This window comes from Kitasatospora sp. NPDC091257 (assembly GCF_044757675.1).
Classification (GTDB): domain Bacteria; phylum Actinomycetota; class Actinomycetes; order Streptomycetales; family Streptomycetaceae; genus Kitasatospora; species Kitasatospora lactacystinica.
On the sequence record NZ_JBIVVI010000078.1, the window covers coordinates 1 to 14,238 of the forward strand.

Sequence of the window (14,238 nt, forward strand, 5' to 3'; positions counted from 1 at the left end):
AGCCGCTCCGGGTACGGGCCGTACTCGCCGATCGGCAAGTACGGCTCGATCAACACCCACTCCGCATCCGTCAGTTGCGCTCGCGTCACACACCACGGTCTACCGGATCAGGACCCGCCGCGAAGGTGAATCACACAGATTGATCACGACCGAATACGCGCCCTAGCCGACCCCAGTCTGGTGGTGCTCGATACCCAGAGCCTGCACGCGGCGGCTGGGGTGCCGGCCGAGACGACGGGACGCGACGCGGCGAAGAAGGTGCCCGGCCGCAAGCGGGGACTCGCCGTGGACGTGCTTGGCCTGGTGATCGCCGTGGTCGTGCTGGCGGCCTCCGTCCACGACAACGCCTTCGGCACCGCTCTGCTCGACAAGGTCGCAGCAGGCAGTGGCGGCACCGTGACGAAGGCTCTGGTGGACCAGGGGTTCAAGAAGACCGTCGTGGACCACGGCCAGCAAGTGGGCATCGACGTCGAAGTCGTCGAGCGCAAACCGGCCGAGACCGGGTTCGTCCCGCAGCCGATCCGCTGGCGAGTGGAGCAGACGAACGGGATCTTGATGCTGCATCGGCGGCTGGTACGCGACTACGAGCACCGCCCCGCCTCGGCCGAGTCCCGGGTCTACTGGGCGATAAGCGACGTGATGGTACGTCGGCTGACCGGCGGCGCGACGTCATGGCGCGGCGCGTGACCAGCGGGGACCTGACCCTGGGGGCGGTGCTGGTACGGCTGGAGGAGCGCGAGCGGGAGATCGCCGCGCAGGCCGAAGAGACCCGCGAGCAGATCACGCGGCTCACCGCCGTGCTGGACGAGCTCGGTCGGGCCGCCGAGGAAGTGCGGATCACCCGCAAGACGCTGCTGGAGCTGCCCGACCCGGACCTGCCCGCGCCGTTGGTGTCCGCCCCGAAGCTGCCGGACGGGGCGGCCTACCAGGAAATCATGGTGGTGTTCGCCCAGGCAGACGGTCCGCTGCGGGCACGGGGCGTGTGCGAGGCGATGGACCTGGACCCGGTTCCGAACAACATCAACAACGTCCGTTTGAAGCTCAAGCGCCTGACCGGGCGCAACATCCTGGCCGAGACCGAACCGGGATTGTTCACCCTGCCGCGACCGTAGCCGTCCGGCGCGGCCACGTCCTCCGCTACGGCGAAACGGACATCAGCTTACGTTCCGCCCTCTGAGGTGTCGTTTCGGAGAGGAATCGCCTGAGGTGACCGTGTGCCGAGCCTTGGCGCCGGGTTCCGGTTGCCTCAGGCCGCGGCGCCAGCCCGAGCCATCGGTCGAGTCGGTGACGGCTTGCGAAGCGCCAGATCGATGGCCTCTGCCAGTGTGTGCGCGACGGGGGCTCCGGTGGCTCTGAGGGCGGCCTCACAGTGGGATCCGCCGGTGTAGAGGACAACGCCAATGCCGGCCTGTGCGGCGGCGAAGGCGTCGTCGGCAGCGTCGCCGATAGCGACGATCTGTTGCGGGGGCAAGCCGAGGTTCTGCACATGACGGCGCATCGCGGCGGCCTTGGTACCGCCGGTGGGGCCCCTGCGGCCCTCGGCGAGGCGGAACAGGGTACCGACGCCGTGGTGGGAGAGCTCGGCGAGGAGGTGTTCGTGGGTGTGCAGGGACAGCAGGGACTGGGTGCCGCCGCGGGCGATCCACGAAAGCAGTGCGGCGCGAGCGCCGCTCATGAGGTGGCTGGCGTGCGGCAGGTGACGCCGGTAGCTGGCCTGGTAGATATCGTCGGCGATCGGCCATTCGTCGCGAGTGAGCTGTCGGCCGAGAAGCCGGGCGTAGAAGTCGGGGACGGGCACGCAGTAGGTGTCGCGGTATTGCTGCATGTTGATCGGCCCGACTTGGAGCGCGGCCAGTGACTCGTTGACAGCGAGCAGGCGGGCCTGGTTGTCGTCGAGGATGGTGCCGTTCCAGTCCCAGATGCAGTGCCTTCGGGGGGTCATGGGTTCGGGTTCTCTCTTGCTAAATGGCGGAAAGATTGCAGTGGCGCACCGGTGGCCAGGAGCGTGTCTGCTCTGGGCGGCGCAGCCGTTGGTCGGGGCACGCTGTGGCCGCTGGGTCTGTGGGTTCAGGCTGTGTTCGGTACCGCACGTGCGGCCGCAGCTAGGCAGCTGGCCAGACGGCCGAGGCCGGTGGCGGCGGCGACCAGGACCAGGGCGTATGAGGCGACGGCCCCGTGGTGGTCGGCCAGTGGACCGGCGAGCGCCGTCCCGATGGCGCTGCCGGTGCCCACGGCGGCCACGAGCCAGGAGAAGGTCTCGGTCAGGCAGCCAGGATCCGCGGTCCGTCCGGCGCGTTCGAACACGACGCCCAGTAGCGGGCTGAGGAACAGACCAGGTACCAGTGTGAGCAGGGCCATCACCGCCAGGTTGGGTGGCGCGACCACCAGCGGGGCCCATCCGAGTGTGAACCCGGCCACCAGATGCAGCAGCGTCCGGTCGCCCACTGTGCCGGCCTGCCGCCGGCTGAACGCCAGGCCCCCCACGCAGCTGCCCGCGCTGAACGCCCCGAGGAGAACGCCTGCACTGGTCCGCTCGCCCACGCTGTCGGCCCAGGCCGTTCCGGCAACGCCTTGCGCTCCCAGGGCCATGCCGACCAGTAGGAGGACGATGGCGATGCCTCGTAGCTCCCCTGAGCGCATCGGCCCGATCCAGTTCGTTGGCCCGGCAGGAGGGGGCTGCCAGGCACGGGATGGCGCCGACGTGGTCATCGCCCATGTCCCCAGCCAGCCGACGACGGCGATCAGAATCAGTGCCGTCCCGGCCTCGGACAGCGCCATCGTCGCGCTCACCAGTAAGGGACCGAGGGCGAACAGCAGGGACTGTGCGGCGACGTCGAGTGAGAACGCCGCGGTCTGCAGTCGCTGCGGAACGGCTTGCGACCATAGCGCTCGCAAGGATCCCTCCAAGGGCGGGGTGGCGAGGCCGGCAACGACGGCCGCGCCTGCGGTGGGAAGCCGCTGTCGGGGGTCGAGAACCGCGAGGACAATCATGGCTGCGGCGGAGATGGTCGCAGCCGCGATCAACGGGAGGCATTGCCCGTGCCGATCCACTAGGCGGCCGAGCACTGGCTGGCCGATCGTCGCCGCGAGGCCGTAGAGCCCTGCAATGACGCTGGCCCACAGGTAGTTGCTTCCTGCGGCCACCGCGTACTGCAGGATGGCCAACGGCGCGGACGCCGCAGGAAGACGACCGACGAGCGAGGCCAACAGCAAGTGCGGAACATGCGGAACCGCCAGTACAGCGCGAACTCCGGCAGGCGGATCACGGCGTATGGGATCGGCCTTCGCTGGCCGAAGAGAGACAGGCATAGATGTCCCTAGGAGCGGCTTTATCGCAAAGCCCCCAATTACGCCGCTCCTCAGAATTGACGAGGTGGCAGAGAGGGAGGCTGTACGGACTGGACTAGGCAGTGCGCGGGACGGCCTTGGCGGGATTCCGACGGCTGCGCCAGGACCGGATCGGCAGCCGTTGGCGGCGGCGTCCCCGCCACGTCTCCGCAGCCAGACGCGCATGCTCCGCCTCACGGATGCGCTCCGACATGGTGAACTTGGCCATTTCGAAATGAAGCCAGTCCACGACAGACGACCCCTCCTCGTATCAGAGCAGCAGTTGACCGGACCGGCCCAGCAGGGTTATTCCGCTGGGCCGGACACCGAAGCTTTTGCTTCGTCGAGAACGCTAGCCACCGCCGCCGCAGCCCGCATTGCGGAAGGGCGGCAACCGTGCCAGGAACCCGCATTGCGGGAAAGGAGCTACGGAGTTCCCGCCCAGCGGAATTCCGAGGCCGCGCGCAGCCCTTGCACCGGTCGACGGTCCACCACAGCCACACCGGCTTGGGATCACGGTCGCCGGGCAGGTGGTCGACTTGCAGGTGGATCAACGTGCCCTCAATGACGGGGAGTTAGCCGTCGTGGTCGAGCCAGCAGGTGCGGTGGGTAGGCCGGGGGTGCAGTCGGTCCCGGCTGTCGGCAGTGGCGGTGCCGTAGCACGCGGTGGCGGTCGTGGTGGTGCCCGCTGGAAAGGTGTCCGACAGGCGGCTCCTCCCACGGCACACCCGCCGAACACCCACAGGGACAGAGTGCGAGCGCCGGCAAACCGGACCGAGGGCGCCGGCCGCTCGATGGTGGTCGGCGCCCTCGGTCTCCAGGCTGTCAGCAGTTGCCCGGCAGGTGCACTACTCGGGGGCGGGGACGGGGCCGCCGGGTCGGAACCGCTCCACCCCGACAATGTGCCGCACCTTGACCGGGCGCACGATCACCGCGACCCGCTGCTCACCCGGCATGGTCCACTCGTAGCGCTCCACGCCCAGGTACTTGCGGGCCAGCCGGTCCATCCGCTCGTGCGCCTCCTCGCCCTCGACGAAGCGGGACACCACACCGCTGATCTGCACGCGGTCGAAGGGGTCGGTGGCGTCCGCGTGCGAGAGACAGACGCGCGGGTCGCGACGCAGGTTCTCCTCCTTCACCCGCCCCACTGAGGTGTTGAACGTCAGTTCCCCCTCTCCCTCCAGATCCACCCACATCGGGCTGACCTGCGGTGCCCCGTCGGCGAACACGGTGCCCACGTACCAGATGTTGGGTGCCTGCAACCGAGCGCGGACGGCTTCGTCGAAAGTCGCGGTCATCCCGGGAGGCTACCAACCACGAAGGGTGCCGACCGCGTATGCGAGTGAAGCCGCTGATGAAGCCGTGAGGGTCGTTCTGCCGGTCGGGGGTGGGGTAGAGGCGTTCGCGCTGGCGGCCTCGTCGGCGGCCTCGGCGGCGAGGCGGATCCTCAGCAGTTCGTTCAGGCCGCCGGAGTCGCAGAACGCCAGGTGGGCAAGGTCGACAGCCAGGCGCTTCGGGAGGACGTCGAGCGCCCGGTCCAGGGCGCGCCGCGGGCCGGGGCGGCATCAGAACGGGGGCTCGTCGTACCAGGAGCCGTCCCGGTGCACGGGTGGCTGTTGCTCGTACGACCGAAGAACGGCCACGGCGTCCATGACCGGCCGAGCTCGATGAGGCAATCGGTCCGGGCCTGCCTGTCGGCGGGGGATTGCCGTTCGAGAAGGGCGAGGGCTTCCTCAGTGCGTCCGGCGCCGGCCAACATCCTGGCGACGGACGAGACCGAGTACGAGATGTCGCCCTCGGAATGGACCCGGGCCTGCTCGACCGCTTCGTCAACACGGTCGCAGGCGGCCATCAGCGGCAGCCGGATCCGGAACAGCTCCCACTCCTCCTCGCCGCGGCGGACCTTGAGGTCGTCGAGGTAGTCCAAGCCGTCCTGGGCGCGGCCCCGGTCGGCACACAGGGTGCACGGCGTGTCAAGGATCCAGTCCTCCGCGCCGCCGGGGGCGTCGGCCTGCGCGCGCATCACCTCGATCGCCTCCTCGACACGGCCCGTGCCGCGCCAGCAGTTCGGACAGTCGCACCGCCATGTTGCCGCGGGTGTGGGACGGCTCGCCTGCCCTGCCGGTATACGGCGACCCTCGACGTCGCCGCGCTCCTCCAGCAGTTCCGCGAGCCGCCGCGTGTCGACGATCACGCAATTCCCCGGCCCGGCGGTCACGGTTCCCCAGGGGGGCGGTGACCGCCGGGCCGGGGAGAGGTTGCTCATGCATCAGCTCGTGTGGAGTTGTCAGGTGGTGACCTTGGGGTGTGCCGGGCTGAGGTAGTGCACGGTGCTCTGGTCGGTGTGCGGGGTGAGCAGGCTCTGCAGCTCGTCGGCGGCGGACTCGAGGTGATGGCCGTCGCGGGTGGCGTGGAGAGTTTCGAGGACGAAGGCGACGTATCGGGAGTCTTCGGCGACGCGGGTGCGGTGGGCGTCACGGTGGTTCCAGTGGCGGGTCAGGACTCCGGTGGTGTCCGCGTAGATGATCTCGCCGGGGTTGGGGTGTTCGACGGTGTCGGGTTCGCCGAGCGGGGTGAAGGTCTCGGTGCCGTCCGCGCGGCGGATGGTGACGTCGCCGGTGACGTGGTCGAGGTCGAAAGCGCCGGCGGGCAGGCCGTGGCGTGCGGAGACGGCGTTGTAGGAGTCGACGGCCGGGTTGATCCGCGGCAGGGCGCCCTTCTTGGCGAGGCGTCGGCCGAGCGCGTCGACGCTGGGGCGGGTGCGGCGGGGGTTGGTGCCGAAGGAGCGGTAGGCGGTGTGCCAGGCCTCGATGCGGGGGTCCGCCTCGTCGGCGGGCTGCCTCGTCGGCGGGCTGCCAGGTGCCGTCGGCGAGTTGCCGCTCCAACTCCTCCAGGCCTGCGGTGGTGAGAGGCCAGGTTTCGTGGCCGCGGACACCGAGGGCGGTGACCACAGCGATGAGGGTGTCGGGGAAGTCTTCTGCGACGGCGGGGTCGAGGCGGAAGGCGGGCATGGGCGGGCTCCGTTCGGTGATTTGGGCGGGTGTGGGTCAGGGCATCCAGGTGCCGATGCGGTCCAGGCGGCGGAGCTGCTGGCGTGCGGCGGGCGCGTCGAGGCCCTGGCCTCGTGCGACGAGGTGGTCCGCGACGGCGGCGCGGTGCCCGACGGGCTCCTCGTCGTCGTACGTGAACTTGGCCCGTACTTCGGTGACTTCCAGGCGCAGGCCGCGGACGCCGGACAGCATCCGCCCGTGCGGTGGCCGGCCGACGGCAACGAGCGCGTGGTCGCCGTCGGGCTGAAAGCGGGCGAGCTGGCGACGCAGCAGCTCGGCCTTGGCCTTGGCCTCGGGATCGGGATCGGGATCGTCGACGTGGGCGCGGCAGGTGAACTGGACGGCCGTGCAGTAGCTGGTGGGGACGCCGTCGTGGGGCGGTGTGCCGGGCTCGGCGCGCCAGGGGCCGGGGATGAAGGCGTAGTCGCCGGTGACGGTGAGGGTGACGTTCGGGTCGTGCTCGATCGCCTTCCAGGCCGGGTTGGGGCGGGCGAGGTGGATCAGGAGGTTCTGTCCGTCGCAGGCGAAGTGGATGGGGAGAGCGGCGGGTGGGTGACCGGGCAGGCCGTTGACGCTCAGGAGCCCGAAGTCGTGGCCGTCGGCGATCCAGGTACCAGGACGACGGCCAGGGCCCCAGCAGCGGGCGAGCAGGCAGGCGCCGGGAGACGGGGAGCCGCCGAGGCCGGCGCGCCGGACGGCGGACCGGCGCCAGGACGACGGCACCCGGACGGCAACGCAGGAGAGCAGCAGCGCCCGGACGGCGACGACGAACAGCACCGGCCCGGACGGCAAAGCGGCAGCAGCGGCGAGGCCGCGGGACGGCCCGGCCGAACCCCGGCACAAACCGAACACCGACACCCGTGCCGGGCCCCCACCCGACCATTCCAACCCCGACCAAGAAAACCCCACCGACCAATTCGGCAAAACACCCGAACCGAAATACCACCACGAACCACGCCCATCGACGCAGTCACCGAGGTCCCGGTGCCGGTCAACGAGCCGGTGCACGCGTACGCGCCCGGCAGCCCGGAGCGGGGCCGGCTGGTCCGGCGGCTGGACGAGCTGGCCGCCGAGCAGGTCCCGCTGCCGATGACCATCGGCGGCGAGCAGCGCTTCGGCGGCGGTGAGCGGATCGAGGTCGTCCAGCCGCACCACCACGCCGCCAAGCTGGGCGTGCTCGGCAACGCCACCCGGGAGGACGCCCGGGCGGCGGTGGACGCGGCGCTGGCCGCCGGGCGGCAGTGGCGCTCGCTCTCCTTCGACGACCGCGCGGCGGTCTTCCTGCGCGCCGCCGACCTGCTCGCCGGCCCCTGGCGGGAGACGCTCAACGCGGCCACCATGCTCGGCCAGTCCAAGACCGCTCAGCAGGCGGAGATCGACTCCGCCTGCGAGCTGATCGACTTCTGGCGGTTCAACGTCCACTTCGCCCGGCAGATCCTGGCCGACCAGCCGGCCTCCTCGCCCGGCGTGTGGAACCGCACCGACCACCGCCCGCTGGAAGGCTTCGTCTACGCGGTCACCCCGTTCAACTTCACCGCGATCGCCGGCAACCTGCCCACCGCCCCGGCGCTGCTGGGCAACACCGTGGTCTGGAAGCCCGCGCCGACCCAGACCCTGGCCGCCCACCACCTGATGCGGCTGCTGGAGGCGGCCGGCCTGCCGCCCGGGGTGATCAACCTGGTGACCGGCGACGGCCTCCAGGTCTCTCCGGTGGCGCTGGCCGACCCGGCGCTCGCCGGGCTGCACTTCACCGGCTCCACCGCCACCTTCCAGTACCTGTGGCAGACCATCGGCGCCAACATCGGCGGCTACCGCACGTACCCGAGGATCGTCGGCGAGACCGGCGGCAAGGACTTCCTGCTGGCCCACCGCTCGGCCGACCCGGAGATCCTGAGGACCGCGCTGATCCGCGGCGCCTTCGAGTACCAGGGCCAGAAGTGCTCGGCGCTCTCCCGCGCCTACCTGCCGCGCAGCCTCTGGCAGCGGATCAAGGACGACTTCCTGGCCGAGGTGGACGCGCTCGCGGTGGGCGACGTGACCGACCTGTCCAATTTCATGGGCGCCCTCATCGACCGGCGCGCCTTCGAGCGGAACCGGGACGCCATCGACCGGGCGAAGGCCGATCCGACGATCGAACTGGCGGCCGGCGGACAGTACGACGACGCGATCGGATGGTTCGTCCGGCCGACCGTGCTGGTCTCCTCCGACCACCGGGGCGAGATCTTCCGGACCGAGTACTTCGGCCCGATCCTCGCCGTCCACGTCTACGAGGACTCCCGCTGGGACGACGTGCTCCGCCGGGTCGACGACGGCGCCCCGTACGGCCTGACCGGCTCGGTGATCGCGCAGGATCGTTACGCCATCGCCCAGGCCGTCGAGGAGCTGCGCTTCACGGCCGGGAACTTCTACATCAACGACAAGCCGACCGGGGCCGTCGTCGGCCAGCAGCCCTTCGGCGGCGGCCGGGCCTCCGGCACCAACGACAAGGCGGGCGCCGCGCAGAACCTGCTCCGCTGGACCTCCGCACGGTCGATCAAGGAGTCCTTCGTCCCGCCGACGCACCACGGCTACCCGCACATGGGCTGAGAGTGAACACCGGACTCCGGTTTGGACATGGTGTCCAGGACGGACCCGACTTCCTGCGGGTTTGCGCCTACCTGTCCCTGTCCACCTTCGATTGATCCGGTTAGGCTGGCTGGCGTCGTCGGGTGGCTGCAGGACGAATGAGTCGTCCTACCCGCTGGGAGGACGTTTCATGCGTGCCATGAGCCCCTTTCAGTCGGATGGTGCGGCAGGATTGCGGTGACCCGTCGGTGTACATCCACACACCACCGAGTCACGCAACGGCGCGCGACAGGAGCCAAGAAGTCATGCAGACCAAGCTGGACGCAGCCAAGGCCGAACTGCTCAAGAAGGCAGCCGCAGCCGCTGAGAACAGCCAGGTGGGGGGAGCGGCGCCGGGGGAAGGTCTGAGCAATGGCGCTCTGACCGCGTACCTGCACCACTACTACCTCCACACCGCGCCCGAGGACCTGGTCGACCGCGACCCGGTCGACGTCTACGGCGCGGCCGCCTCCCACTACCGGCTGGGCCTCAAGCGCCCGCAGGGCACCGCCGAGGTGCGGGTCCACACCCCCTCGGTCGAGGAGAACGGCTGGTCCTGCGGCCACACCGTGGTCGAGGTCGTCACCGACGACATGCCCTTCCTGGTCGACTCCGTCACCAACGAGCTGTCCCGCCAGGACCGCGCGATCCACATCGTGATCCACCCCCAGCTGGTCGTCCGCCGTGACATCACCGGCAAGCTGCTGGAGATCCTGGACGTCGACGCCTGCTCCCGCAGCCAGGCCGCCGGCACCGACTGGCCGGCCGACGCGACCGTCGAGTCGTGGATGCACATCGAGGTCGACCGCGAGACCGACCGCGAGGACCTGCGCTCCATCGAGGCCGACCTGCGCCGCGTGCTCGGCGACGTCCGCGAGGTCGTCGAGGACTGGGGCAAGATGCGCGAGAGCGCGCTGCGCCTGGCCGACGAGCTGGCCGAGCAGCCCCCGGCCGGCCTGCCCGAGCAGGAGGTCGGCGAGGCCTGGGAGCTGATGCGCTGGCTCGCCGACGACCACTTCACCTTCCTCGGCTACCGCGAGTACGACCTGGTCGAGCACGAGGGCGAGGAGGTCCTCAAGGCCGTCGCCGGGACCGGCCTCGGCATCCTGCGCGCCGACCCGCACAGCCACGACGACGCCCACCACGCGGTCAGCGAGGCCTTCGGCCGGCTCTCCGCGCCGGTGCGCGCCAAGGCCCACGAGAAGAAGCTCCTCGTCCTGACCAAGGCCAACAGCCGGGCCACCGTGCACCGCCCGTCCTACCTGGACTACGTCGGCGTGAAGAAGTTCAACGCCGCCGGCGAGCCGATCGGCGAGCGCCGCTTCCTCGGCCTGTTCTCCTCCGCCGCCTACACCGAGTCGGTCACCCGCATCCCGGTCGTGCGCCGCAAGGTCCAGGAGGTGCTGGAGGAGTCCGGCTTCTCCAGCGAGAGCCACGACGGCCGCGACCTGCTCCAGATCATGGAGACCTTCCCGCGGGACGAGATCTTCCAGACCCCGGCCTCCGAGCTGCTCTCCATCGCGACGAGCGTGCTCTACCTCCAGGAGCGCCGCAAGCTGCGGCTGTTCCTGCGCCAGGACGAGTACGGGCGCTACTTCTCGGCGTTCATCTACCTGCCGCGCGACCGCTACACCACGCGCATCCGGCTGCTGATCACCGACATCCTCAAGGAGGAGCTGAACGGCGCCACCATCGACTACACGGTGTACGCCACCGAGTCGGTGCTGACCCGCCTGCACTTCGTGGTCCGGGTCGCCCCGGGCACCGAGCTGCCGCACCTCTCCGACACGGACATCGAGCGGATCGAGAACCGGCTGGCCGAGGCCGCCCGGTTCTGGATGGACGGCTTCCACGACCAGCTGCACACCGAGCTGGGCGAGGAGAAGGCGGCCGAACTCGGCCACAAGTACGCCAACGCCTTCCCCGACGGCTACCGCGCCGACTTCCCGCCGCGCACCGCCGTCGCCGACATCAAGCAGATCGAGTCGCTGCACGGCGAGGGCGACTTCCGCCTCAACCTGTACCAGCCGGTCGGCGCCGGCGACGACGACCGCCGCTTCAAGATCTACCGGGTCGGCGGCCCGATCTCGCTCACCGAGGTCCTGCCGGTGCTCCAGCGCCTGGGCGTCGAGGTGCTGGACGAGCACCCGTACGCGCTGCGCCGCTCCGACGGCACCACCGCGTGGGTCTACGACTTCGGCCTGAAGCTGCGCGAGGCCACCGAGCTCACCGACGAGGCCCGCCAGCGCTTCCAGGAGACCTTCGCCGCCACCTGGACCGGCAAGGCCGAGAACGACGGCTTCAACGAGCTGGTGCTGACCGCCGGGCTGACCTGGCGCCAGGCGATGATGCTGCGCACGTACGCCAAGTACCTGCGCCAGGCGGGCTCCACGTTCTCCCAGGACTACATGGAGGACGCGCTCCGCAACAACACCCACACCACCCGCCTGCTGGTCAACCTGTTCGAGGCCCGGCTGAGCCCGAGCCACCGTTCGGGCGCCCTGGAGCTGACCGAGGGCATCCTGGAGGAGCTGTCCGGCGCCCTCGACGAGGTCGTCTCGCTGGACGAGGACCGCATCCTGCGCTCCTTCCTGAACCTCATCAGGGCCACCCTGCGGACCAACTTCTTCCAGCGCACCGCCTCCGGCGAGTGGCACTCCTACGTGTCGATGAAGTTCGACCCGAAGGCCATCCCGGACCTGCCGGCCCCGCGCCCGGCGTTCGAGATCTGGGTCTACTCGCCGCAGGTCGAGGGCGTCCACCTGCGCTTCGGCAAGGTCGCCCGCGGCGGCCTGCGCTGGTCCGACCGGCGCGAGGACTTCCGCACCGAGATCCTGGGCCTGGTCAAGGCGCAGATGGTCAAGAACACCGTCATCGTCCCGGTCGGCGCCAAGGGCGGCTTCGTCGCCAAGCAGCTGCCGGACCCGACGGTCGACCGCGACGCCTGGCTGGCCGAGGGCGTCTCCTCGTACAAGACCTTCATCTCGGCGCTGCTCGACATCACCGACAACCTGGTCGGCGGCGAGGTCGTGCACCCGGCCGACGTGGTCCGCCACGACGAGGACGACACCTACCTGGTCGTCGCCGCCGACAAGGGCACCGCGACCTTCTCGGACATCGCCAACGGCGTCGCCGAGTCCTACGGCTTCTGGCTGGGCGACGCGTTCGCCTCCGGCGGCTCGGCCGGCTACGACCACAAGGGCATGGGCATCACCGCCCGCGGCGCCTGGGAGTCGGTCAAGCGCAACTTCCGCGAGCTCGGCGTCGACACCCAGACCGAGGACTTCACCGTCATCGGCATCGGCGACATGTCCGGCGACGTCTTCGGCAACGGCATGCTGCTCAGCGAGCACATCCGCCTGGTCGCCGCCTTCGACCACCGCCACATCTTCCTGGACCCGAACCCGGACGCGGCCTCCTCGTACGCCGAGCGCCGCCGGCTGTTCGAGCTGCCGCGCAGCTCCTGGGACGACTACGACAAGTCGCTGATCTCGGCCGGCGGCGGGGTGTACCCCCGGTCGGCCAAGGCGATCCAGCTGACCCCGCAGGTCCGGGCCGCGCTCGGCGTCGAGGCGGCCAAGCTGACCCCGGCCGAGCTGATGCGGGCGGTCCTCCAGGCCCCGGTCGACCTGTTCTGGAACGGCGGCATCGGCACCTACGTCAAGGCCTCCACCGAGACCAACGCCGAGGTCGGCGACAAGTCCAACGACGCCATCCGGGTCAACGGCGAGCAGGTCCGCGCCCGGGTCATCGGCGAGGGCGGCAACCTCGGCTGCACCCAGCTCGGCCGCATCGAGTACGCGGCCACCGGCGGCCCGGAGGGCACCGGCGGCTGGATCGACACCGACGCGATCGACAACTCCGCCGGTGTGGACACCTCGGACCACGAGGTCAACATCAAGATCCTGCTCAACCAGGTCGTCGCCGAGGGCGACATGACGGTCAAGCAGCGCAACGTCCTGTTGGCCGAGATGACCGACGAGGTCGGCCACCTGGTGCTGCGCAACAACTACGCGCAGAACGTCGTGCTGGCCAACGCCGTCGCCCAGGCGCACAGCATGGTCAACGTGCACGCCCGGATGATCAGCCGCTTCGAGTCGGCCGGCCAGCTGGACCGCGGCCTGGAGTTCCTGCCCACCGAGCGCCAGATCCGTGAGCGCCAGCAGAACGGCCGCGGCCTCTCGCAGCCCGAGATGTCCGTCCTGCTCGCGTACACCAAGATCATCCTGGCCGAGGAGCTGCTGGCCACCGAGCTGCCGGACGACCCGTTCTTCCGCAGCGCGCTGCACGAGTACTTCCCGAGCGCGCTGCGGGCGAAGTTCGCCGACGCGATCGACAACCACGCGCTGCGCCGCGAGATCATCACCACGCTGATCGTCAACGACACGATCAACCGCGGTGGCTGCACCTTCGCCTTCCGCCTGAAGGAGGAGACCGGCGCGACCTACGAGGAGATCGCCCGGACGCACACCGCCGCGCGGGCCGTCTTCGACCTGGAGCCGATCTGGGCCGAGATCGAGGACCTGGACAACAAGGTCCCGGCCCGGGTGCAGACCAAGATGCGCCTGCACTCGCGGCGCCTGGTCGAGCGCGCCACCCGGTGGATGCTCAACAACCGCCGCCAGCCGCTCGACATCGCCGGCACCATCGAGTTCTTCCACGACCGCGTCAACCAGGTCTGGGCCTCGCTGCCCAAGCCGCTGCGCGGCGAGGACCTGACCTGGTTCGAGTCCGTGTACGGCGAGCTCGCCGCGGCCGGGGTGCCGGAGGAGCTGGCCACCCGGATCGCCGGCCTCTCCTCGGTCTTCCCGACCCTGGACGTCGCCGAGGTCGCGGACCGCTCCGGCAAGGACGTCGCCGAGGTCGCCGACCTCTACTACGACCTGGGCGACCGGCTCCAGATCTCGCACCTGCTCGACCGCATCATCGAACTGCCCCGCACCGACCGCTGGTCGTCGATGGCCCGGGCCGCGATCCGCGAGGACCTCTTCGCGGCGCACGCGGCGCTGACCGCCGACGTCCTGGCCTGCGGCGCCGAGGGCGCCACCCCGGAGGAGCGGTACACCGCCTGGGCCGAGCTCAACTCGACCCTGCTGAACCGCGCCAAGAGCACCCTCGACGACATAAGGGGCTCGGACAACTTCGAGCTGTCCAGCCTCTCGGTCGCGATGCGCGTCATCCGCACCCTGCTGCGCACCGGTTCGATGCGCTGACGGACGGCTGTACCGGAGGGGCCCGCGGGCCCCGCCGCGGGCCC

General features: G+C 70.2%; 8 protein-coding genes and 2 pseudogenes. 4 read left to right on the top strand and 6 right to left on the bottom strand.

What is annotated here, in order from left to right:
- Positions 1–147: 147 nt before the first annotated feature.
- Together ACIQOV_RS05915 and ACIQOV_RS05920 are read left to right on the top strand one after the other, a co-directional pair.
- Positions 148–687: pseudogene (locus ACIQOV_RS05915) on the top strand (transposase); the annotation flags it as partial.
- Between the two features lie 26 nt (positions 688–713).
- Entirely contained in the window at positions 714–1,112 is a 399-nt protein-coding gene (locus ACIQOV_RS05920; protein ID WP_401045352.1) for a hypothetical protein, read from the top strand.
- Positions 1,113–1,246: 134 nt separating this feature from the next.
- On the opposite strand, the gene ACIQOV_RS05925 is transcribed toward ACIQOV_RS05920, so the two are convergent.
- The 6 genes and pseudogenes from ACIQOV_RS05925 to ACIQOV_RS05950 all read right to left on the bottom strand — a co-directional run bounded on the left by ACIQOV_RS05925 (position 1,247) and on the right by ACIQOV_RS05950 (position 7,028).
- Positions 1,247–1,942: an HAD family hydrolase gene (locus ACIQOV_RS05925; RefSeq protein WP_401045354.1), complete on the bottom strand. Its 696-nt coding sequence runs from the start codon at positions 1,940–1,942 to the stop codon at positions 1,247–1,249.
- A gap of 125 nt (positions 1,943–2,067) precedes the next feature.
- Entirely contained in the window at positions 2,068–3,213 is a 1,146-nt protein-coding gene (locus tag ACIQOV_RS05930; protein ID WP_401045357.1) for an MFS transporter, read from the bottom strand.
- A gap of 962 nt (positions 3,214–4,175) precedes the next feature.
- A complete protein-coding gene (locus ACIQOV_RS05935) occupies positions 4,176–4,625 on the bottom strand; it encodes a TIGR03618 family F420-dependent PPOX class oxidoreductase (protein ID WP_331768644.1) in 450 nt (149 codons plus the stop codon).
- A 161-nt stretch (positions 4,626–4,786) separates the two neighbouring features.
- Complete coding sequence (locus ACIQOV_RS05940) at positions 4,787–5,545, bottom strand: hypothetical protein (protein WP_401045360.1); 759 nt, start codon at positions 5,543–5,545, stop codon at positions 4,787–4,789.
- 69 nt (positions 5,546–5,614) lie between these two features.
- Positions 5,615–6,338 (bottom strand): annotated as a pseudogene (locus ACIQOV_RS05945) (B3/4 domain-containing protein).
- A 36-nt stretch (positions 6,339–6,374) separates the two neighbouring features.
- Positions 6,375–7,028 carry an FMN-binding negative transcriptional regulator gene (locus ACIQOV_RS05950; protein ID WP_331768872.1) on the bottom strand — a complete coding sequence of 218 codons (654 nt, stop codon included), beginning with the start codon at positions 7,026–7,028 and terminating at the stop codon, positions 6,375–6,377.
- Between the two features lie 309 nt (positions 7,029–7,337).
- Between ACIQOV_RS05950 and pruA the strand changes: the two genes are divergently transcribed.
- Positions 7,338–8,963 carry an L-glutamate gamma-semialdehyde dehydrogenase gene (pruA, locus tag ACIQOV_RS05955; protein ID WP_380548195.1) on the top strand — a complete coding sequence of 542 codons (1,626 nt, stop codon included), beginning with the start codon at positions 7,338–7,340 and terminating at the stop codon, positions 8,961–8,963.
- Positions 8,964–9,247: 284 nt separating this feature from the next.
- A complete protein-coding gene (locus ACIQOV_RS05960) occupies positions 9,248–14,194 on the top strand; it encodes an NAD-glutamate dehydrogenase (protein WP_401045363.1) in 4,947 nt (1,648 codons plus the stop codon).
- The last annotated feature ends 44 nt before the right edge of the window (positions 14,195–14,238 follow it).

What these genes read in the sequence shown, in the direction of transcription:
- ACIQOV_RS05925 (WP_401045354.1), bottom strand. Translation starts at nt 1,942, where the DNA reads ATGACCCCCCGAAGGCACTGCATCTGGGACTGGAACGGCACCATCCTC.
- ACIQOV_RS05935 (WP_331768644.1), bottom strand. Translation starts at nt 4,625, where the DNA reads ATGACCGCGACTTTCGACGAAGCCGTCCGCGCTCGGTTGCAGGCACCC.
- ACIQOV_RS05960 (WP_401045363.1), top strand. Translation starts at nt 9,248, where the DNA reads ATGCAGACCAAGCTGGACGCAGCCAAGGCCGAACTGCTCAAGAAGGCA.